Here is a 20,420-nt window from a genome sequence, read left to right on the forward strand (position 1 = left end):
GGTCGCGCTATTCAACGACCGGGGATCGTGTGATCTGCTTCTGCCTGGCGTGAACTGAAATTCCAAGCGAACTTGTGGGGAGTCGCGTGGACACGAACAACGACGACAGTGGGGCGCCGGTGCTGCTGCTGGTCGGCTCCAGCGGCGGCCATCTGGCCCAACTACTGGCCCTGCGGCCCTGGTACGAACAGTGGCGGCGCTGCTGGGTCACCTTCGACACCCCGGAGGCGGTCTCGCTGCTGGCCGGCGAGGACCTGGTGCCGGCACACCACCCGACCACCCGCAACGTGCCGAACCTGCTGCGCAACGCGCTGCTGGCCTGGCAGGTGCTACGGGCCCGGCGGGTCGCCGCCGTGGTCACCACCGGCGCCGGGGTGGCGGTGCCGTTCGTGGTGCTGGCCCGGCTGCGGCGCATCCCGACCGTCTACATCGAGGTGTACGACCGGATCGACACCCCGACGTTGACCGCTCGGCTCTGCCGGCCGTTCCTGTCCGCGATGCTCGTGCAGTGGGACGAGCAGCGCCGGCAGTACCCCGAGGCGACAGTCGTCGGGACGCTGCTGTGACCGGGGAGACGGGCACCGCCCGGCGTCCGCAACCCTGGCCGGCCACCGAGGCGGCCCGCCTGCCGCGCCAGCGCGACAGCTCGGCGGTCGCCCAGCTCCGACTGCTGGTCGCGGTGGGCACCGACAAGCACCCCTTCGACCGGCTCGTCGACTGGTTGGCGCAGTGGCACGCGCAGGCCGCCGGCCCGATCGGGCTGACCATGCAGCACGGGCACACCGCCGCGCCCCAGCTGAGCGGCGCGGTGCCGTTCCTCGGCCACGACGCGTTGCAACAGGCGATGATCGATGCGGACCTGGTGGTCTGCCACGGCGGCCCGGCGACCATCCTGGAGGCCCGCCGGCACGGCCACCTGCCCATCGTGGTGCCCCGCGATCCGGCCCGCGGTGAGCACGTCGACAACCACCAGCTCCTCTTCGCCCGCCGGCTCGGCGCCGCCGGGCTGGTGGCGCTCTGCGAGACCCGGGAGGCCCTGCACGGCGCGTTGGCCGCCGGGGTGGCCGACCCGTCCCGGTACGCGGTGGCCGCCGACCCGGAGGCACACGAGGCACGACGGGCGGCGGTGGCCCGGGTCGGGCAGATCGTCGACGACCTGGTGGCCCGTTCGACCCCGCGCCCACCCCGGTGGCGGGCCTGGTCCCGGCCGCGCCCGGGTACGAAGGAGATTCGATGACCCAGCAGCCGACCGTCAGCGTCGTGGTGCCCACCCGGGACCGCCCCGAGCTGCTGCGGGCCGCGGTGCGCGCGATCCTGGCACAGGACTACCCGGGCCTGATCGAGGTCGTCGTGGTGTTCGACCAGTCCGCGCCGGACGAGTCGCTGACCGAGCTGGGGAGCGGCCCGACCCGCGTGGTGCGGGTGATCCGCAACGCCCGTACCCCCGGGTTGGCCGGTGCGCGCAACAGCGGCACCCTCGCTGCCGAGGGCGAGCTGGTCGCGTTCTGCGACGACGACGACGAGTGGCTGCCGGGCAAGCTGGCCGCCCAGGTCGACGCGCTGGCCGGCGATCCGGCCGCCGAGTTCGTCTGCTGCGGCATCCGGGTCAACTACGACGGGCACACAGTCGACCGGGTGCTCGACAAGGACCGGATCACCCTGGACGACCTGCTACGGGACCGGATGACGGAGCTGCACCCGTCGACCTTCCTGATCCGCGCCACCGCGTTGCGCGACGGGTTCGGGCTGGTCGACGAGGAGATCCCGGGCAGCTACGCGGAGGACTACGAGTTCCTGCTGCGGGCCGCGCGCAGCGCGCCGCTGATCAACTTGCGGACGCCGTCGGTGCTGGTGCGCTGGCACAAGCGCTCGTACTTCGCGCAGCGCTGGGACACCATCTCGGAGGCGTTGCAGTGGTTGCTGCAACGCTACCCGGAGTTCGCCAGTCAACCGGCGGGCGAGGCCCGGGTGGCCGGGCAGATCGCGTTCGCCCAGGCCGCCTCCGGCGACCGCCGGGGCGCGCTGCGCTGGGCCCGGCGCACCCTGCGGAGCAACCCCCGCGAGCCGCGCGCCTACCTGGCCCTCGCCGTCGCCGGTCGGGTGGTCCGGGCCGACGCGGTGCTGCGCACCCTGCACAAGCGCGGTCGGGGGATCTGAGCCGCCGCCCGCGTGAGCGGGCGGCGGCGTCCGCTGGGCGGGACGCGACGGGGAGCGCGCCGCGTCGGTGGCCCGCCGTGACAGACTGACCGCTGTGTTGCGCTGGTTGACTGCAGGTGAATCGCACGGTCCCGCCCTCGTCGCGATGTTGGAGGGGGTGCCGGCCGGCATTGAGGTGACCACCACCGAGATCGCCGACGAGCTGGCCCGTCGACGGCTGGGCTACGGGCGGGGTGCCCGGATGTCGTTCGAGCGGGACGAGGTCGAGCTGCTCGGCGGCCTGCGGCACGGCGTGACCCTGGGCAGCCCGGTGGCGATCCGGGTCGGCAACTCCGAGTGGCCGAAGTGGCAGACCGTGATGGCCGCCGACCCGGTCGACCCCGACGAGCTCGCCCGGCAGGCCCGCAATGCCCCGCTGACCCGCCCCCGGCCGGGCCACGCCGACCTGGCCGGCATGCAGAAGTACGGCCACACCGACGCCCGGCCGATCCTGGAGCGCGCCAGCGCACGGGAGACCGCCGCCCGGGTGGCCGTCGGCACTGTCGCCAAGGCGTTGATCCGTCAGGCGCTCGGCATCGAGATCGTCTCGCACGTCGTCGAGCTGGGCCCGGTGGCCGCGAAGCCCGGGCTGCGTCCCACGCCGTCCGACACGGCCCGGATCGACGCCGACCCGTTGCGCTGCCTCGACCCGGAGGCCAGCGCCCTGATGGTCGCCGAGGTCGATGCCGCGAAGAAGGCCGCAGACACCCTCGGCGGCGTGGTCGAGGTGCTGGCGTACGGGGTGCCACCGGGGCTGGGCAGCCACGTGCAGTGGGACCGCAAGCTCGACGCCCGGCTGGCCACCGCGCTGATGTCCATCCAGGCGATCAAGGGCGTGGAGATCGGCGACGGCTGGCAGCAGGCCCGGTCCCGCGGCTCGGAGGCGCACGACGAGATCATCCCGTCGGCCACCGGCGTCCGCCGGGTCACCGACCGGGCCGGCGGGCTGGAGGGTGGCATCACCACCGGTGAGCCGCTGCGGGTCCGCGCCGCGATGAAGCCGATCTCCTCGCTGAACCGGGCCCTGTCCACGGTGGACGTCACCACCGGCGAGCCGGCCACCGCGATCAACCAGCGCTCTGACGTCTGCGCGGTGCCCGCCGCGGCGGTGGTCGCCGAGGCGATGGTGGCGCTGGTGCTGGCCGAGGCGGCCACCGAGAAGTTCGGCGGAGACTCGATCGCCGAGATCCGCCGCAACCTGGCCGGGTACCTCGACGCGCTGGTCATCCGCTGATGGCACCGGTCGTCGTGCTGGTCGGCGCGCCCGGCTGCGGCAAGACCACCGTAGGGCGGGCGCTCGCCGCCACCCTCGGCGTGGAGTTCCGCGACACCGACACCGACATCGAGCAGATGGCCGGCAAGCCGATCCCGGAGATCTTCATCGACGAGGGTGAGGCGCACTTCCGTACCCTGGAACGGGCCGCCGTGGCCGCGGCGCTGGCCGGCGGCACGGGCGTGCTCGCCCTCGGCGGCGGCGCGGTGCTGGCCGAGGAGACCCGAGCGGCCCTGATCGGGCACCGGGTGGTGCACCTCTCGGTCGAGCTGCCCGACGCGGTGCGGCGGGTCGGGCTCGGCGCCGGCCGGCCGCTGCTGGCGATCAACCCACGGGCCACCCTCAAGCACCTGCTGGACCAGCGCCGGCCGCTCTACGCGGAGGTCGCCACCGAGACGGTGGTGACCGACGGCCGGGCCCCGGCGGAGGTCGTCGCCGAGGTCGCCGCCCTGTTGCCCCGCTGACGTCGCCCTGCCTCGCCGATCTTGCAGTAGCTGCCCCGACGTAGGGGACATTCCCCGCATCTGGGCAACCGGAACTGCAAGATCGGCGCAGTGGGCTGGTTCTCAGCTGCGGGCGATCAGGTCGAGGACGTCGGCCAGAGCCTTCGGCTCGCTGAGCATCGGCCAGTGCCCGGTGGGCAACTCGTGCAGCTGGCCGTCGGCCAGGCCGGTGAAGAACGGATGCTCCTGTTGGATCATCTGCTGCACGACGCTGAGCGGGAACGTGCTGGCGACCAGCGCGGTCGGGACCGGGCGTCCGCCAGTGCGTCGGACCGGGTCGGTGGCGGCCCGCAGCGGCTGCGGGGTGGCCCGGGTACGCAGCAGCGCGAGCGTCGGCTCGTCCAGGCCGGCCAGGTTGGTCGGGTCGGCGGCCGGATCCCAGGCCGGCGGCGGCAGCAGGTGCCCGGCGCCGATCGCGGCCCGCAGTCGCTGCTGCTCCTCCGGCGGCAGCGTGTCGAACTGCGCCGTGCCGTCCGGCAACGGCCCACTCTCCACGTAGACGATCCGGGCGATCCGGTCCGGGATGCGGTCCACCGCCTGGGCGGCCGGCATCCCCCCGCCGGAGTGCCCGACCAGCAGTACGTCGCGCAGGTCCTCGACCTCGATCAGTCGGACGATGTCGGTGGTGTGTGTGTCCAGGCTGACCTCCGGTCCGGCGAGGTGGTCGCGTTCGGCCACCCCGGTCAGCGTCATCGGATAGACCTCGTGCCCCTGCGACCGCAGCGCGACTGTCACGTCCCGCCATGCCCAGGCACCCAACCAGAATCCCGGCACCAGCACGAATGTCGCCATCTGTGGCTCCTTCTCTCGGTTACCGACAGACCGTACGATCTAAACCGGGCAGGATCCGCCCGGATTGAAGGAGTGGCCCGTGTCACATCCCGCCGGGCGCGTGCTGGCCCTGCTCGAACTGCTGCAGACCCGGCACCGGTCGACGGCCGCCGACCTCGCCGGTCACCTCGGTGTGGACGAGCGGACCGTGCGCCGGTACGCGACGACGCTTGTCGAGCTGGGCATTCCCGTCACCGCCGACCGGGGCCGCTACGGCGGCTACCGGCTGCACTCCGGTTACAAGCTGCCGCCGCTGATGCTCACCGACGACGAGGCGGTGGCCGTGCTGCTCGGCCTCGTCGTCGCCGAACGGGTCGGGCTCGCCACCGAGCAGCCCGCCACCGCCACCGCGCTGGCGAAGATCCGCCGGGTGCTGCCGGCGGCGCTCGCCGACCGGCTCGCCGCCGTCCAGGAGCACCTGGGCTTCACACTGCGTCGTCCGGAGCTGGAGCGCGGACCGGCGTCCGGCACCCTGCTCGCGCTGGCCTCGGCCACCCGGCACCGGCAGCGGGTGGCGCTGGACTACCGCTCCTGGCGGGGCGAGCAGTCGCACCGCGAGCTCGACCCGTACGGGCTGGTCTTCCACGCCGGCCGTTGGTATGTCACCGGCCACGACCACCGACGCGGGGAGATCCGCACCTTCCGACTGGACCGGATCGGTGCGGTGACGCCCGGCGCGGCGACGTTCACAGTGCCGGACGGCTTCGAGGCGGTGGCCTGGGTGACCCGGTCGCTGGCCGGCGTGCCGTATACGCACGAGGTGGAGGTGGTGCTGGAGACCGATCTGGTCGCCGCCCGCCGCCGCATCCCGCCCAGCGTGGCCGAGTTGACCGCCACCACCGACGGGGTGCTGCTGCGGGCCCGAGCGGAGAGTTTGCCCGGGATGGCGGCGCTGCTCGCCGGGCTGGGCTGCCCGTTCACAGTGCGGCATCCGGACGCGCTGCGCGCCGCGGTGGCCGAGCACGCCCGCCGGTTGGCGGACTGGGCCGCTCGGCCAGCAGGTGGACAGCCGCCCTCCCCGCGCCGCCCGCTGGACTAGGCTGCCGGCGATGGACGAGGTGACCCGAATTCCGGTCGGCGGCGAGCGGCCGTACGACGTCTTGGTGGGACGCGACCTGCTGGGTGCGCTGCCTGGCCTGCTGCCCGGCGCGACCCGGGTGGCGGTGCTGCACGCGCCTCCGCTCAAGGCCCTCGCGGACGCGCTCGGCGAACGCCTGCGCGCGGCCGGCATCGAGCCACTGCCGATCGAGGTGCCCGACGCCGAGTCGGGCAAGCACATCGAGGTGGCCGCCTCCTGCTGGGACCGGCTCGGAGCGGCCGGCTTCACCCGTACCGACGCGGTGGTCGGGGTGGGCGGCGGCGCGGTGACCGACCTGGCCGGCTTCGTCGCGGCCTGCTGGTTGCGGGGGGTGCGCTGGGTGCCGGTGGCGACCTCGCTGCTGGGCATGGTGGATGCCGCGGTGGGCGGCAAGACGGGCATCAACACGGCCGCCGGCAAGAACCTGGTGGGCGCGTTCCACCCGCCGGTCGGGGTGTTGGCCGACCTGGCCACTCTGGACAGCCTGCCCCCGGTCGACCTGGCGGCCGGGTTGGCCGAGGTCGTCAAGTGCGGGTTCATCGCCGACCCGACGATCCTGGATCTCATCGAGAACGACCCGGAGGCCGCCACCGACCCCCGTGGGCAGGTGAGCCGGGAGCTGATCGAGCGGGCCATCCGGGTCAAGGCCGACGTGGTCGCCGGCGACCTGCGCGAGTCGGGCCTGCGGGAGGTGCTCAACTACGGTCACACCCTGGCCCACGCCATCGAGCAGAACGAGGGCTACCGCTGGCGGCACGGCCACGCCGTCGCCGTCGGTCTGGTGTACGCGGCCACGCTGGCCCGGCTCGCCGGGCGGCTGGACGCGCCGACCGCCGACCGACACCGGGTCACGCTGAGCGCGCTGGGTCTGCCGGTGAGCTACCCGGCCGACGCCTGGCCGCAGCTGTTGGCCGCGATGCGGGTGGACAAGAAGACCCGGGGCAGTCTGCTGCGCTTCGTGGTGCTTGACGGGCTGGCCCACCCGGCGATGTTGGAGGGCCCCGACGACGCGTTGCTGGAGGCCGCCTACCGGGAGGTGGCAACCCCGTGAAGGTCTACGTCCTGAACGGGCCGAACCTGGGCCGGCTGGGCACCCGCGAGCCCGACGTGTACGGCGCGACCAGCTACGCGGACCTGGTGGCGCTCTGCGAGAGCACCGGTCGGGAGCTGGGGCTGGCGGTGACGGTCCGGCAGACCGACGCGGAGCACGAGCTGCTCGGCTGGCTGCACACGGCGGCCGACGAGGGCGCCGCGGTCGTGCTCAACCCCGCCGCCTGGTCGCACTACTCGTACGCGGTGCGGGACGCCTGCGCCATGCTGCGGGGGCCCTTGGTGGAGGTGCACATCTCCAACATCCACACCCGCGAGGAGTTCCGGCACCACTCGGTGGTCTCGGCGGTGGCGACCGGGGTGATCTGCGGTCTTGGCATCGACGGCTATCGTCTCGCCCTGCACCATCTGGCCACCCGCTGACGGCCCACCGACTGGGCGCTCCGAACGGGGGGCCGTCCGATTCGACGCAGCTTGTAGACTTGCCAGGTCTGTCCGCCAATTGATGATCAAGGCAGGAAATGGCCTCCACCAACGACCTCAAAAACGGCCTGGTACTCAACCTGGACGGCGAGCTCTGGGCCGTCGTCGAGTTCCAGCACGTCAAGCCCGGTAAGGGTGGTGCCTTCGTGCGCACCACGCTGAAGAACGTGCTGTCCGGGAAGGTGGTCGACAAGACCTTCAACGCGGGCACCAAGGTCGAAACCGCGACCGTTGACAAGCGCACGATGCAGTACCTGTACGCCGACGGTGAGGACTTCGTCTTCATGGATCTGGAGACCTTCGACCAGATCACCGTGCCCGGTGGCACCGTCGGTGAGGCAGCCAACTACCTGCTGCCCGAGGCGGAGGCGACCGTCGCCCAGCACGAGGGTGTGCCGCTCTACATCGAGCTGCCCACCAGCGTCGTGCTGGAGGTCACCTACACCGAGCCGGGCCTGCAGGGCGATCGTTCGACCGGCGGCACCAAGCCGGCGACCGTGGAGACCGGCGCCACCGTGCCGGTTCCGCTGTTCATCACCACCGGCGAGAAGATCAAGGTCGACACCCGCGACGGCCGTTACCTCGGCCGCGCCTGATGGCTGAGGGTTCCAAGCAGCAGATGCCGGCGCGCCGCAAGGCGCGCAAGCGGGCGCTGGATGTCCTTTACGAGGCCGACCTGCGGGACAAGCCTCCGGTGGAGGTACTCGCCGGCTACGTGCAGCGGATCGAGCAGCCCCGACCGGAGCATCTCGGCTACGCGGTGGGCCTGGTCGAGGGGGTTGCCGAGTACCTCGACCGGATCGACGAGCTGATCGCCAGCTACGCCGAGGGTTGGACGCTGGAGCGGATGCCGGTCGTCGACCGTAACCTGGCCCGGATCGCCGTCTACGAGTTGCTCTACGTCGACGAGATCGACGACGCGGTGGCGATCAGCGAGGCCGTGGAGCTGGCTCGGCAGATGTCCACCGACGATTCGCCGCGCTTCCTCAACGGGGTGCTCGGCCGGATCGCCGAGTACGCCACCCGCTGAGCGTCCGCACCAACACCGCAGATCCGAAAGGGCCCGTGCCGACTGGCACGGGCCCTTTCGGTGAAGCGGCAGATCAGGTGAAGCGGCAGATCAGGAGGCGAAGAACGCCCGGGGGTCGGCCACCAGCACGCCGTGCTCGGTGAGCCGCTCGATCAGGCCCGACGGTGAGGCGTCGTAGACGATCGCGAGCGCCCGCAGGTCGTCGGCGCGGATGGAGAGCACCCGGCCGTTGTAGTCGCCGCGCTGCTGCTGGATGGCGCGGGCGTAGCGGGCGACGTAGGCCAGGTCCTCGGAGGCCTCGTCGTAGAGCCGCTCCAGGTCCAGGACAATCTTGCTGGTGGGCTCGTGACGGACGCCACTGCCGTCAGGCAGCAGCTCCGAGACGGGTACGCGGTAGAACTCGGCCAACTCGGCCAGACGGGACACCGTCACGGCCCGGTCGCCACGCTCGTACGAGCCGACCACCACGGCCTTCCACCGCCCGTTCGACTTCTCCTCCACACCCTGCAGGGACAGACCCTGCTGCTGGCGGATGGAGCGCAGGCGGGCGCCCAGAGACTTGGCGTATTCAGAGGGCATTCGGACACTCCCAGTGCTGCTCGGGGTTCTCCCGTCGATCGCTACGGAGCGTGACGGTACGGGGAATGCGACACGTGGTCAAGTGGTCGTGCCCCTACCGTTGCGGAGCGTCCGGGGAGTTTTCTCCTTTTCCGGTCCCTGACCCGGTGGTCAGCGGCCGCCGTCCATCACCCCGGTGACCACTGGTAACGTGGCGGAAGCCCCGGCCCAGGTCCGCTGAGCGGTCCGGCCGGAGGTGCCCGACATCCTTTAACGACCCGTCCCGTGAGGCGGGGAAGGAGGTCCGCCGTGGCATACCCACCGGCTGCCCGCTCGTCGCCACCGCAACAACCCTCGGTGAAGGTGATCCTCGCCAGCGCCGACGTGCAGCGCGTGGTCGACCGCATCGCCCACCAGATCCTGGAGAAGACCCAGGGCGCCGCCAACACGGTGCTGCTGGGGATTCCCACCCGGGGCACCCCCCTCGCCCGGCGGCTCGCCGACCGGATCAGCACCTTCGAGGACGTAGCCGTTCCGGTCGGTGTGCTCGACATCACCCTGTACCGCGACGACCTCCGTCGGCACGCCACCCGCGCGGTGGGTCCGACCGAGCTGCCCCCCGGCGGGATCGACGGCAAACGGGTCATCCTGGTCGACGACGTGCTCTTCTCCGGCCGCACCGTCCGGGCCGCGCTCGACGCGCTCAACGACGTGGGCCGCCCGGCCTCGGTGCAGCTCGCCGTCCTGGTCGACCGGGGCCACCGGGAGTTGCCGATCCGCGCCGACTACGTCGGCAAGAACATCCCGACCTCGCTCGCCGAGAGCGTCAAGGTGACGCTCGCCGAGATCGACGGGACGGACGAGGTCAAGCTCTACGGGGGACCTGCCTCATGATCAAGCATCTGCTCTCCGGCGGGGACCTGGACGCCGACACCGCCACCGAGATCCTGGACACCGCCGCCGAGATGGCCACCGTCGCCGGCCGGGAGATCAAGAAGCTTCCCGCGCTGCGCGGACGGACCGTGGTGAACCTCTTCTACGAGGACTCCACGCGTACCCGGATCTCCTTCGAGGCGGCGGCGAAGCGGCTCAGCGCCGACGTGATCAACTTTTCCGCGAAGGGGTCCAGCGTCACCAAGGGTGAGAGCCTGAAGGACACCGCGTTGACCCTGCAGGCCATGGGCGCGGACGCCGTGGTCATCCGACACCCCGCCTCCGGCGCGCCGCACCGCCTGGCCAACTGGGTGGACGGGTCGGTGGTCAACGCCGGCGACGGCACCCACGAGCACCCCACCCAGGCGCTGCTGGACGCGTACACCATGCGGGCCCGGCTGGGCCGGCTCGCCGGCCTGTCGGTAGCGGTGGTCGGGGACGTGCTGCACTCCCGGGTGGCCCGCTCCAACGTGCTGCTGCTCTCCACCCTCGGCGCCAAGGTCACCCTGGTCGGCCCGCCGACCCTCATCCCGGTCGACATCGCGGGCGCCCTCGCGCCCGGCACCGACGTCTCCTACGACCTCGACTCCGTCCTGCCGAACGTGGACGTGGTGATGATGCTGCGCGTGCAGCGGGAGCGGATGAACGACTCCTACTTCCCCTCCGCGCGCGAGTACGCCCGCCGCTACGGGCTGGACGGGCCGCGGATGCGCCGGCTGCCCGAGCACGCGATCGTCATGCACCCCGGCCCGATGAACCGGGGGATGGAGATCACCCCCGAGGTCGCCGACTCACCCCGCTCCACCATCGTCGAACAGGTCACCAACGGGGTCTCCGTGCGGATGGCTGTCCTTTACCTGCTGCTCGGAGGGAACAACCGGTGACCGCGTACCTGATCACCAGCGTGAGTGTCGTCGGCGCCGCGCCGACCGACCTGCTGATCCGCGACGGCGTGATCGCCGAGGTCGGTCCCGGCCTGACCGCGCCGGACGCCACAGTCGTCGACGGCACCGGCCTGGTCGCCCTGCCCGGCCTCGTCGATCTGCACACCCACCTGCGTGAGCCCGGTCGGGAGGACGCCGAGACCGTCGAGTCCGGTTCCCGGGCGGCGGCGCTGGGCGGCTACACGGCGGTCTGCGCGATGGCCAACACCTCCCCGGTGGCGGACACCGCCGGTGTGGTCGAGCAGGTCTGGCGGCTCGGCCGCGAGGCAGCCCTGGTCGACGTGCAGCCGATCGGCGCGGTCACCGTCGGGCTGGCCGGCGAGCGGCTGGCCGAGCTGGGCGCGATGGCCGACTCGGCGGCCCGGGTGCGGATCTTCTCCGACGACGGGCACTGCGTCGCCGACCCGAAGTTGATGCGCCGAGCCCTGGAGTACGTCAAGGCGTTCGACGGGATCATCGCCCAGCACGCCGAGGAGCCCCGGCTCACCGAGGGCGCCCAGATGCACGAGGGTGAGGTCTCCACCCGGCTCGGCCTGATCGGCTGGCCGGCGGTCGCCGAGGAGGCGATCATCGCCCGGGACGTGCTGCTCGCCGAGCACGTGGGCAGCCGACTGCACGTCTGCCACGTCTCCACCGCCGGCAGCGTCGAGGTGCTGCGCCAGGCAAAGGCCCGCGGTGTACGCGTGACCGCCGAGGTGACCCCGCACCACCTGCTGCTCACCGACGAACGGGCGGAAACCTACGACCCGGTCTACAAGGTGAACCCGCCGCTGCGCACCGCCGCGGACATCGCCGCGCTGCGTGCCGCCCTCGCCGACGGGGTGATCGACGTGATCGCCACCGACCACGCCCCGCACGCGGTGGAGGACAAGGAGTGCGAGTGGGCGTACGCCCGACCGGGGATGCTCGGTCTGGAGACGGCCCTCTCCATCGCGCTGGACGTGCTCGGCCCCGAGTGGGACCTGATCGCCGAGCGGATGTCGCGCACCCCCGCACGGATCGCCGGCCTCACCGGGCACGGCGTCGACCCCGCGCCGGGTGTGCCGGCCAACCTGACCCTGATCGACCCGGCCGCCCACCGCACCATCGAGCCGGCGGAGCTGGCCAGTCGCAGTCGCAACACTCCGTACGCCCGCATGACGCTGCCAGGTCGCATCGTGGCGACCTTCCTGCGTGGCGAGCCGACGGTCCTGGACGGAAAGGCTGTCAAGTAATGGTCAAGCGCAGACCCGCAATCCTGGTGCTGGAAGATGGGCGCACGTTCCCCGGCGAGGCGTACGGCAGCGTCGGAGAGACCTTCGGCGAGGCGGTCTTCAACACCGGCATGACCGGTTACCAGGAGACCCTGACCGACCCGTCCTACCACCGTCAGGTGGTGGTGCAGACCGCGCCGCACATCGGCAACACCGGCGTCAACGGCGAGGACGACGAGTCCGGTCGGATCTGGGTGGCCGGCTACGTGGTGCGCGACCCGGCCCGGATCGGCTCGAACTGGCGGGCCACCGGTGGTCTCGAGGACCGCCTCGCCACCGAGGGCGTGGTGGGCATCAGCGGGGTGGACACCCGGGCGCTGACCCGGCACCTGCGCGAGCGGGGCGCCATGCGGGTGGGCATCTCCAGCATCGACAACGACCCGCAGAGCCTGCTGGCCCGCGTGCGCCAGGCGCCGCAGATGGCCGGCGCGGACCTGTCCGCGGAGGTGAGCACCGCCGAGCCGTACGTCGTCGAGGCCCTGGGCGAGCACCGGTTCACAGTGGCCGCGCTGGACCTGGGCATCAAGCGCAACGTGCCGCGTCGGCTGGCCACCCGTGGGGTGACCACCCACGTGCTGCCGGCGTCGTCGAGCATCGACCAGATGCTCGCCACCGGCGCCGACGCGATCTTCCTGTCGCCCGGCCCGGGCGACCCGGCCACCGCCGACGCCCCGGTGGCGCTGGCCCGGGAGGCGCTGCGGCGGGAGGTGCCGCTGTTCGGCATCTGCTTCGGCAGCCAGATCCTCGGTCGGGCGCTCGGCTTCGGCACCTACAAGCTGGGCTACGGCCACCGGGGGATCAACCAGCCGGTGCTCGACCGGGTCACCGGCAAGGTCGAGGTGACCAGCCACAACCACGGCTTCGCCGTCGAGGCGCCCGGTGTGGGCGCCGGCGCGGTCGTCCCCGACCAGGTGATCGACACCGACTTCGGTGGCGTACGGGTGTCGCACGTCTGCCTCAATGACAACGTGGTCGAGGGGCTGCGGGCCGTGGACCTGCCCGCGTTCACTGTTCAGTACCACCCGGAGGCGGCGGCCGGCCCGCACGACGCGGACTACCTCTTCGACCGATTCGCCGATCTCATCGAGGGCCGGACCCACAGCAAGGGGCGCAGCAATGCCTAAGCGGACCGATCTCAAGCACATCCTCGTGATCGGCTCCGGGCCGATCGTCATCGGGCAGGCCTGCGAGTTCGACTACTCCGGCACCCAGGCGTGCCGGGTGCTGCGCAGCGAGGGGATCCGGGTCAGCCTGGTCAACTCCAACCCGGCGACGATCATGACGGATCCGGAGTTCGCCGACGCGACCTACGTCGAGCCGATCACCCCGGAGTTCGTGGAGCTGGTCATCGCCAAGGAGCGCCCGGACGCGATCCTCGCGACCCTCGGCGGGCAGACCGCGCTGAACACGGCCGTCGCCCTGCACGAGGCCGGCGTCCTGGAGAAGTACGGCGTCGAGCTGATCGGCGCGAACATCGACGCCATCAACCGGGGCGAGGACCGGCAGCTGTTCAAGGAGATCGTGGCGAAGGCCGGCGTACGGCTGGGTGTCGACGACCCGACCGGGCTGGTGCCCCGCTCGCGGGTCTGCCACTCGATGGACGAGGTCGAGGCGACAGTCGCCGAGCTGGGCCTGCCGGTGGTGATCCGGCCGTCGTTCACAATGGGTGGCCTGGGCTCCGGCATGGCGCACAACCCGGAGGACCTGGCCCGTATCGCCGGCGACGGCCTGTCCGCCAGCCCGGTGCACGAGGTGCTCATCGAGGAGAGCGTGCTCGGCTGGAAGGAGTACGAGCTCGAGCTGATGCGCGACCGGCACGACAACGTGGTGGTGGTCTGCTCGATCGAGAACATCGACCCGATGGGTGTGCACACCGGCGACAGCGTCACAGTGGCCCCGGCCATGACGCTCACCGACCGGGAGTACCAGCGCCTGCGTGACCTGGGCATCGCCGTGCTGCGCGAGGTCGGGGTGGACACCGGCGGCTGCAACATCCAGTTCGCGGTCAACCCGGTCGACGGCCGGATCGTCGTGATCGAGATGAACCCCCGGGTGTCGCGGTCCTCGGCGCTGGCCTCCAAGGCGACCGGCTTCCCGATCGCGAAGATCGCCGCGAAGCTGGCCATCGGCTACACCCTCGACGAGATCCCCAACGACATCACCCTGAAGACCCCGGCGGCGTTCGAGCCGACCCTGGACTACGTGGTGGTGAAGATTCCCCGGTTCGCGTTCGAGAAGTTCCCCGGCGCGGACCCGGAGCTGACCACCACGATGAAGTCGGTGGGCGAGGCCATGAGCCTGGGGCGCAACTTCACCGAGGCGCTGAACAAGGCGATGCGCTCGATGGAGACCCGATCATCTGGTTTCTGGACCACTCCGGACCCGGAGGGCGCCACCCGCTCGGACACCCTCGCCGCGCTGCGGATCCCGCACGACGGCCGGTTGTACACGGTGGAGCGGGCGCTGCGCCTCGGCGCGTCGATCGCCGAGGTCGCCGAGGCGTCCGGCGGGATCGACCCGTGGTTCCTGGACCAGATCGCCGCGCTGATCGAGCTGCGCACCGAGATCGTCGACGCGCCGGTGCTCGACGCCGACCTGCTGCGCCGCGCCAAGCGGGCCGGTCTGTCCGACCGGCAGCTCGCCGCGCTGCGCCCGGAGCTGGCCGCCGAGGACGGCGTACGGACCCTGCGCCACCGCCTGGACGTGCGCCCGGTCTACAAGACAGTGGACACCTGCGCGGCCGAGTTCGAGGCGACCACGCCGTACCACTACTCCACGTACGACCTGGAGACCGAGGTCGTGCCGTCGGACCGGCCAAAGGTGCTGATTCTGGGCTCCGGCCCGAACCGGATCGGGCAGGGCATCGAGTTCGACTACTCATGCGTGCACGCCGTCCAGGCGTTGCGGTCGGCCGGTTACGAGACCGTCATGGTCAACTGCAACCCGGAGACGGTCTCCACCGACTACGACACCGCCGACCGGCTCTACTTCGAGCCGTTGACCTTCGAGGACGTCCTGGAGGTCTGGCACGCCGAGGACTCGTCCGGTCGCGCGGCCGGCGGGCCGGGTGTGGTCGGGGTGGTTGTCCAGCTCGGCGGGCAGACCCCGCTGGGGCTGGCGCAGCGGCTCAAGAACGCCGGTGTGCCGATCGTCGGCACCTCACCGGAGTCGATCCACCTGGCCGAGGAGCGCGGCGCGTTCGGCGCGGTGCTGGCCCGCGCCGGACTGCGCGCGCCGGCGCACGGCATGGCCACCTCGTACGACGAGGCCAAGACGATCGCCGACGAGATCGGCTACCCGGTGCTGGTTAGGCCGTCGTACGTGCTGGGCGGTCGGGGCATGGAGATCGTCTACGACGACCCGACGCTGCGCGACTACATCGGCCGGGCCACCGACATCTCCCCGGACCACCCGGTGCTGGTGGACCGGTTCCTCGACGACGCCATCGAGATCGATGTGGACGCGCTGTGCGACGCCGACGGCGAGGTCTACATCGGCGGCGTGATGGAGCACATCGAGGAGGCGGGCATCCACTCCGGCGACTCGTCCTGCGCGCTCCCGCCGATCACTCTCGCGGGCTCGCACCTGGTCGAGGTCCGCCGCTACACCGAGGCCATCGCGCGTGGCGTCGGGGTCCGTGGTCTGCTCAACGTGCAGTACGCCCTCAAGGACGACGTGCTCTACGTGCTGGAGGCCAACCCGCGTGCGTCGCGGACCGTCCCGTTCGTCTCCAAGGCCACGGCGGTGCCGTTGGCCAAGGCGGCGGCCCGGATCGCGCTCGGCGCGAGCATCGCCGAGCTGCGGGCCGAGGGCCTGCTGCCGGCGACGGGGGACGGGGGCACGATGCCTGCCGACGCGCCGGTCGCGGTCAAGGAGGCGGTGCTGCCGTTCAAGCGTTTCCGGACCCGCGCGGGCAAGGGGATCGACTCGCTGCTCGGGCCGGAGATGAAGTCGACCGGCGAGGTGATGGGCATCGACACCAACTTCGGGCATGCCTTCGCCAAGAGCCAGTCGGCCGCGTACGGGTCGCTGCCGACCGCCGGGAAGATCTTCGTCTCGGTGGCCAACCGGGACAAGCGCGGCATGATCTTCCCGATCAAGCGGCTGGCCGATCTGGGCTTCGAGATCGTCGCCACCGCCGGCACGGCCGAGGTGCTGCGCCGGCACGGCATCGCCTGTGAGCAGATCCGTAAGCACTACCAGGCCGGTGCGGGCGACGACGCGGTGTCGCTGATCGGCGGCGGCCACGTGGCGTTGGTGATCAACACGCCGCAGGGCTCGGGTGCCAGCGCCCGCTCCGACGGCTACGAGATCCGCAGCGCGGCCGTCACCGCTGACATCCCCTGCATCACCACGGTCCCCGGCGCAGCCGCGGCGGTGATGGGCATCGAGGCGCGGATCCGCGGCGACATGCAGGTCCGCCCCCTGCAGGACCTGCACGCCATCCTGCGGGCGGCCCAGTGACAGTGTTCGAGCAGGCGGTACGGCCGTGGTTGTTCCGGCTGGGGGGCGGGGACGCCGAGGCGGCGCACGAATGGACGCTGCGGCGGTTGGCGGCCCTGTCGCGGCGGCCGGCCGCGCTCGCCGCACTGCGGGCCCGCTATGCGGTCGACGCGCCGCGCACGGTGTTCGGGGTGCGGTTCCCCAACCCGGTCGGGTTGGCCGCCGGCATGGACAAGGACGGCGCGGCGCTGCCGGCCTGGCCGGCGCTCGGCTTCGGTTTCGTGGAGGTCGGCACTGTCACCGCGCACGCCCAGCCGGGCAACCCCCGGCCGCGGCTGTTCCGGCTGCCGGCCAGCGAGGCGGTGGTCAACCGGATGGGCTTCAACAATGCCGGGGCCGCCGCGCTGGCCGCCCGGCTGGCGGCGCTGCCGCGCCCGCTCGGGGTGCCGCTGGGCATCTCGCTGGGCAAGTCCAAGGTGACGCCGCTCGACGAGGCGGTCGAGGACTACCTCGCCTCGTACCGGGCGCTGCGCGGGCACGGCGACTACTTCGCGGTGAACGTGTCCTCACCGAACACCCCGGGTCTGCGGTCGTTGCAGGACCGTGGCCACCTGGACGCTCTGCTCGGCGCGTTGGTGGGGGAGAAGCCGGTGCTGGTCAAGATCGCACCAGACCTGACCGAGGCGGCGATCGCCGAGCTGCTGGAGGTCTGCCTGGCCCGGGGTGCCGCCGGGGTGATCGCCACCAACACCACGCTCTCGCGGGACGGCCTCGCCGGCGTCGACGTCGAGCGTGGCGCGCAGGCCGGTGGTCTGTCCGGTCGGCCGCTCACCGGGCGGGCCCGCGACGTGGTCGCCTTCGTCCACTCCGAGACCGGCGGCCGGCTGCCGATCATCGGCGTCGGCGGGGTGCTGGACCCGGACGACGCGGCGCGGATGTTCGACGCCGGCGCCGCCCTGGTGCAGCTCTACACCGGCTTCATCTACCGAGGACCGGCCCTGGTCCGCGCCGCCGCCCGCGCGGCGGCCGCAACGGCGGCACCGGACGCGGTCGCCGGCCGGTGACCGCTCCCGGTCCGGTGCTGGCCCGGAGGTTCGATCCGGCCGCAGGACGTCCGCCGTCCGGACCGCTTGAGGCGCAGAGGAGTACGCGTGACACCCGAGGAGATCCTGGCCGCTGACCGGGCGCACGTCTGGCACCCGTACGCCGCGCTGCCGCCGGCCAACCCGCCGTACGTGGTGCGCGGCGCCGAGGGGGTACGGCTCACCCTGGCCGACGGGCGGGAGCTGGTGGACGGGATGTCGTCCTGGTGGGCGGCGATCCACGGGTACCGGCACCCGGTGCTGGACGCGGCGGTGACCGACCAGCTCGGCCGGATGAGCCACGTGATGTTCGGCGGGCTCACCCACGAGCCGGCGGTGCGGCTGGCCCGGACCCTGGTCGAGCTGACCCCGGACGGCCTGGAGCACGTGTTCCTGGCCGATTCCGGCTCGGTCAGCGTCGAGGTGGCGGTGAAGATGTGCCTGCAGTACCAGCGGGCCGTCGGGCGGCCGCAGCGGCGCCGGCTGGCGACCTGGCGGGGTGGCTACCACGGCGACACGTTCCACCCGATGAGCGTCTGCGACCCGGAGGGCGGGATGCACCACCTGTGGGGCGACGTGCTGCCCCGGCAGGTGTTCGCCCCGGTGCCGCCGGGCGGCTTCACCGATCCGCCCGACGACGCGTACGTGGCGGCGCTGGTGGAGACGGTCGAGCGGCACGCCGACGAGTTGGCCGCCGTGATCGTCGAGCCCGTCGTCCAGGGCGCCGGCGGGATGCGCTTCCACCACCCGGGCTACCTGCGGGTGCTGCGCGAGGTGACCCGTGCGCACGGGATTCTGCTGATCTTCGACGAGATCGCCACCGGGTTCGGCCGTACCGGCGAGATGTTCGCCGCCGAGCACGCCGGGGTGACGCCGGACGTGCTCTGTGTGGGCAAGGCGCTGACCGGCGGGTACCTGACCCTCGCGGCGACAGTGTGCACCGCGGAGGTCGCCCGGGGCATCTCGGCGACCGGCGTGCTGGCGCACGGGCCCACGTTCATGGGCAACCCGCTGGCCTGCGCGGTGGCGAACGCCTCCATCGGGCTGCTGCGGGCCGGAGACTGGGCCGGCCAGGTCGCCAGGGTCGGCGCCGGCCTGCGCGCCGGTCTGGAGCCCCTGCGCGGCACGCCGGGCGTGGCCGACGTACGGGTCCTCGGCGCGATCGGCGTGGTCCAGCTCGATCACGAGGTCGACCTCGGCGCGGCGACCGCGGCCGCTGTCGCCCAGGGGGTGTGGCTGCGTCCGTTCCGCGACCTGATCTACACGATGCCGCCGTACGTCACCGACGACGCCGACCTGGCCCGGATCGCGACCGGGGTGGCGGCGGCGGTGGCGGCTGGCTGAGTCGGCCCGGTCACCGGGTCGACGGGTTACCCGGGCGGGTCGGCCGCCCGGACGAGAAGAGGAGAACACTCCGATGGAGAGCTTCGGTACCCGGCTGCACCGGGCGATCACCGAGCGCGGCCCGCTCTGTGTGGGCATCGACCCGCATCCCGGTCTGCTGGCTCAGTGGGGCCTCCCGGACGACGTTCAGGGGCTCGAACGCTTCAGCCGGACCGTGGTGGAAGCGCTCGGTGACCGGGTTGCGGTAGTCAAGCCTCAGTCGGCCTTTTTCGAGCGGTTCGGGTCCCGAGGTGTGGCGATTCTTGAGTCAACTATCCGACAGTTACGAGATGCCGGCTCGCTCGTTCTGCTTGACGTCAAGCGCGGCGACATCGGCTCGACGGTGAGCGCGTACGCCGCCGCGTACCTTGATCCATCCAGCCCCGTGTATGTCGACGCGGTCACCGCGAGCCCCTACCTCGGGGTCGGATCGCTGGCGCCGATGTTCGAGCTGGCCGCCGAGCACGGCGGCGGGGTGTTCGTGCTGGCCCTCACCTCCAACCCCGAGGGCGCGGCCGTGCAGCGGGCCGTCACGGCCGACGGCCGCACCGTGGCGCAAACCGTGATCGACGAGATTTCCCAGCTCAACATGGGTGCGTCCCCGCTCGGGAGCTTCGGTCTGGTGGTCGGCGCGACCATCGGTGACACCGGTCACGACCTCTCCGGTGTGGGCGGCCCACTGCTCGCTCCGGGGCTCGGCGCGCAGGGTGCCGGCGCGGCCGATCTGCGTACCGTCTTCGGTTCGAGCCTCGCCTCGGTGCTTCCGTCGTACTCCCGGGAAGTGCTCTCGGCAGGCCCCGATGTGGCCGCGCTGCGGGCCGCCGCGGACCGCGTGTTGGTCGACTGTCGGGCCGTCCTGCCTGCCCGGTGACTGACTGACGGGTCGGTCACTCTACGGTGATCATGCGGCCCCCACGTTGCCGAAAGCTCCGTTGGCCGCTAGTTTTCCCCGCGCTGGGAACCATGGACCCCTTGGTTCACAGCGACACCACGTTTCACAGATGCGGCGGTGCGCCCCGCCCGCCGCGATAGGGACCTGAGGAGAACTGGTGCCGCTCCCGTCACTGACCCCCGAACAACGCGCTGCCGCGCTCGAGAAGGCCGCGGAGATCCGCAAGGCCCGTGCTCAGCTGAAGGAGCAGCTCAAGCAGGGCAAGACCACCCTCGGTGCCGTCCTCGAGCGGGCCGAGAACGACGACGTCGTTGGCAAGCTCAAGGTGTCGGCCGTCCTGCAGGCCATGCCGGGCATCGGCAAGATCCGGGCTACCCAGATCATGGAGAAGCTCAAGATCGCCGACAGCCGTCGCCTGCGTGGCCTCGGCGAGCAGCAGCGCAAGGCACTGCTTGGAGAGTTCGCCGCCAACTGAACCTGGCAGCGTG

At 72.0% G+C, this 20,420-nt stretch carries 21 protein-coding genes; 19 read left to right on the plus strand and 2 right to left on the minus strand.

Features of this window, described 5'->3' with window-relative positions; all coding sequences use genetic code 11:
- Window positions 1-86: 86 nt before the first annotated feature.
- The 5 genes from MED15_RS14380 (at window position 87) to MED15_RS14400 (ending at window position 3,933) form a co-directional block, all read left to right on the plus strand.
- Entirely contained in the window at window positions 87-566 is a 480-nt protein-coding gene (locus MED15_RS14380) for a glycosyltransferase family 28 protein (protein ID WP_091401878.1), read from the plus strand.
- Window positions 563-1,237, plus strand: a complete 675-nt coding sequence (locus tag MED15_RS14385) for a glycosyltransferase (protein WP_112735905.1) — start codon at window positions 563-565, stop codon at window positions 1,235-1,237. The genes MED15_RS14380 and MED15_RS14385 overlap by 4 nt, the downstream gene beginning before the upstream one ends.
- Window positions 1,234-2,157: a glycosyltransferase family 2 protein gene (locus MED15_RS14390; protein WP_112700040.1), complete on the plus strand. Its 924-nt coding sequence runs from the start codon at window positions 1,234-1,236 to the stop codon at window positions 2,155-2,157. The genes MED15_RS14385 and MED15_RS14390 overlap by 4 nt, the downstream gene beginning before the upstream one ends.
- A 94-nt stretch (window positions 2,158-2,251) precedes the next feature.
- Window positions 2,252-3,430 carry a chorismate synthase gene (aroC, locus tag MED15_RS14395; RefSeq protein ID WP_112584574.1) on the plus strand — a complete coding sequence of 393 codons (1,179 nt, stop codon included), beginning with the start codon at window positions 2,252-2,254 and terminating at the stop codon, window positions 3,428-3,430.
- On the plus strand, window positions 3,430-3,933 hold the full coding sequence (locus MED15_RS14400) for a shikimate kinase (RefSeq protein WP_112584575.1): 504 nt from the start codon (window positions 3,430-3,432) through the stop codon (window positions 3,931-3,933). Before aroC ends, MED15_RS14400 begins: the two co-directional genes overlap by 1 nt.
- Window positions 3,934-4,035: 102 nt before the next feature.
- Here MED15_RS14400 and MED15_RS14405 read toward each other — a convergent pair whose 3' ends face one another.
- Window positions 4,036-4,764 (minus strand): alpha/beta fold hydrolase, encoded by a 729-nt coding sequence (locus MED15_RS14405; RefSeq protein WP_112734199.1) that lies wholly within the window; start codon window positions 4,762-4,764, stop codon window positions 4,036-4,038.
- Between the two features lie 79 nt (window positions 4,765-4,843).
- Between MED15_RS14405 and MED15_RS14410 the strand changes: the two genes are divergently transcribed.
- The 5 genes from MED15_RS14410 to nusB all read left to right on the plus strand — a co-directional run bounded on the left by MED15_RS14410 (window position 4,844) and on the right by nusB (window position 8,444).
- Window positions 4,844-5,842, plus strand: a complete 999-nt coding sequence (locus MED15_RS14410; protein ID WP_112584577.1) for a helix-turn-helix transcriptional regulator — start codon at window positions 4,844-4,846, stop codon at window positions 5,840-5,842.
- 10 nt (window positions 5,843-5,852) lie between these two features.
- Window positions 5,853-6,932: a 3-dehydroquinate synthase gene (aroB, locus tag MED15_RS14415; protein ID WP_112584578.1), complete on the plus strand. Its 1,080-nt coding sequence runs from the start codon at window positions 5,853-5,855 to the stop codon at window positions 6,930-6,932.
- The gene (gene aroQ / locus MED15_RS14420) at window positions 6,929-7,354 is read left to right on the plus strand and encodes a type II 3-dehydroquinate dehydratase (RefSeq protein WP_091401894.1); all 426 of its coding nucleotides are present in this window, start codon (window positions 6,929-6,931) and stop codon (window positions 7,352-7,354) included. Before aroB ends, aroQ begins: the two co-directional genes overlap by 4 nt.
- Before the next feature lie 98 nt (window positions 7,355-7,452).
- Window positions 7,453-8,010 carry an elongation factor P gene (gene efp, locus MED15_RS14425; protein WP_007458344.1) on the plus strand — a complete coding sequence of 186 codons (558 nt, stop codon included), beginning with the start codon at window positions 7,453-7,455 and terminating at the stop codon, window positions 8,008-8,010.
- A gap of 23 nt (window positions 8,011-8,033) precedes the next feature.
- Entirely contained in the window at window positions 8,034-8,444 is a 411-nt protein-coding gene (nusB, locus tag MED15_RS14430) for a transcription antitermination factor NusB (protein WP_181518518.1), read from the plus strand.
- Window positions 8,445-8,534: 90 nt separating this feature from the next.
- Here the strand turns inward: nusB and bldD are convergent, their stop codons facing one another.
- Window positions 8,535-9,023 (minus strand): transcriptional regulator BldD, encoded by a 489-nt coding sequence (bldD, locus tag MED15_RS14435; protein ID WP_007458348.1) that lies wholly within the window; start codon window positions 9,021-9,023, stop codon window positions 8,535-8,537.
- A gap of 288 nt (window positions 9,024-9,311) precedes the next feature.
- Here bldD and pyrR point away from each other — a divergent pair, with 288 nt between their 5' ends.
- The 9 genes from pyrR to mihF all read left to right on the plus strand — a co-directional run bounded on the left by pyrR (window position 9,312) and on the right by mihF (window position 20,407).
- Entirely contained in the window at window positions 9,312-9,896 is a 585-nt protein-coding gene (gene pyrR, locus MED15_RS14440) for a bifunctional pyr operon transcriptional regulator/uracil phosphoribosyltransferase PyrR (protein WP_091401898.1), read from the plus strand.
- A complete protein-coding gene (locus tag MED15_RS14445) occupies window positions 9,893-10,819 on the plus strand; it encodes an aspartate carbamoyltransferase catalytic subunit (RefSeq protein ID WP_091401900.1) in 927 nt (308 codons plus the stop codon). Before pyrR ends, MED15_RS14445 begins: the two co-directional genes overlap by 4 nt.
- Entirely contained in the window at window positions 10,816-12,093 is a 1,278-nt protein-coding gene (locus MED15_RS14450; protein ID WP_091401901.1) for a dihydroorotase, read from the plus strand. The genes MED15_RS14445 and MED15_RS14450 overlap by 4 nt, the downstream gene beginning before the upstream one ends.
- Window positions 12,093-13,256, plus strand: a complete 1,164-nt coding sequence (carA, locus tag MED15_RS14455; protein ID WP_112735907.1) for a glutamine-hydrolyzing carbamoyl-phosphate synthase small subunit — start codon at window positions 12,093-12,095, stop codon at window positions 13,254-13,256. The genes MED15_RS14450 and carA overlap by 1 nt, the downstream gene beginning before the upstream one ends.
- The gene (carB, locus tag MED15_RS14460) at window positions 13,249-16,596 is read left to right on the plus strand and encodes a carbamoyl-phosphate synthase large subunit (RefSeq protein ID WP_112584581.1); all 3,348 of its coding nucleotides are present in this window, start codon (window positions 13,249-13,251) and stop codon (window positions 16,594-16,596) included. The genes carA and carB overlap by 8 nt, the downstream gene beginning before the upstream one ends.
- On the plus strand, window positions 16,593-17,639 hold the full coding sequence (locus MED15_RS14465; RefSeq protein WP_112602174.1) for a quinone-dependent dihydroorotate dehydrogenase: 1,047 nt from the start codon (window positions 16,593-16,595) through the stop codon (window positions 17,637-17,639). Before carB ends, MED15_RS14465 begins: the two co-directional genes overlap by 4 nt.
- 87 nt (window positions 17,640-17,726) lie before the next feature.
- Window positions 17,727-19,001 (plus strand): adenosylmethionine--8-amino-7-oxononanoate transaminase, encoded by a 1,275-nt coding sequence (locus tag MED15_RS14470; RefSeq protein WP_112602175.1) that lies wholly within the window; start codon window positions 17,727-17,729, stop codon window positions 18,999-19,001.
- A 73-nt stretch (window positions 19,002-19,074) separates the two neighbouring features.
- Window positions 19,075-19,911: an orotidine-5'-phosphate decarboxylase gene (gene pyrF / locus MED15_RS14475; protein ID WP_112584584.1), complete on the plus strand. Its 837-nt coding sequence runs from the start codon at window positions 19,075-19,077 to the stop codon at window positions 19,909-19,911.
- 178 nt (window positions 19,912-20,089) lie between these two features.
- On the plus strand, window positions 20,090-20,407 hold the full coding sequence (gene mihF / locus MED15_RS14480; RefSeq protein ID WP_112584585.1) for an integration host factor, actinobacterial type: 318 nt from the start codon (window positions 20,090-20,092) through the stop codon (window positions 20,405-20,407).
- The last annotated feature ends 13 nt before the right edge of the window (window positions 20,408-20,420 follow it).

The sequence above is a fragment of the Micromonospora noduli genome (genome assembly GCF_003264475.1).
Taxonomy (GTDB): Bacteria; Actinomycetota; Actinomycetes; order Mycobacteriales; family Micromonosporaceae; genus Micromonospora; species Micromonospora noduli.

Coding starts and splice junctions, on each gene's coding strand:
- MED15_RS14400 (WP_112584575.1), top strand. CDS start 3,430: ATGGCACCGGTCGTCGTGCTGGTCGGCGCGCCCGGCTGCGGCAAGACC.
- nusB (WP_181518518.1), top strand. CDS start 8,034: ATGCCGGCGCGCCGCAAGGCGCGCAAGCGGGCGCTGGATGTCCTTTAC.
- pyrF (WP_112584584.1), top strand. CDS start 19,075: ATGGAGAGCTTCGGTACCCGGCTGCACCGGGCGATCACCGAGCGCGGC.
- aroB (WP_112584578.1), top strand. CDS start 5,853: ATGGACGAGGTGACCCGAATTCCGGTCGGCGGCGAGCGGCCGTACGAC.
- MED15_RS14390 (WP_112700040.1), top strand. CDS start 1,234: ATGACCCAGCAGCCGACCGTCAGCGTCGTGGTGCCCACCCGGGACCGC.
- efp (WP_007458344.1), top strand. CDS start 7,453: ATGGCCTCCACCAACGACCTCAAAAACGGCCTGGTACTCAACCTGGAC.
- MED15_RS14405 (WP_112734199.1), bottom strand. CDS start 4,764: ATGGCGACATTCGTGCTGGTGCCGGGATTCTGGTTGGGTGCCTGGGCA.
- carB (WP_112584581.1), top strand. CDS start 13,249: ATGCCTAAGCGGACCGATCTCAAGCACATCCTCGTGATCGGCTCCGGG.
- MED15_RS14445 (WP_091401900.1), top strand. CDS start 9,893: ATGATCAAGCATCTGCTCTCCGGCGGGGACCTGGACGCCGACACCGCC.
- bldD (WP_007458348.1), bottom strand. CDS start 9,023: ATGCCCTCTGAATACGCCAAGTCTCTGGGCGCCCGCCTGCGCTCCATC.
- carA (WP_112735907.1), top strand. CDS start 12,093: ATGGTCAAGCGCAGACCCGCAATCCTGGTGCTGGAAGATGGGCGCACG.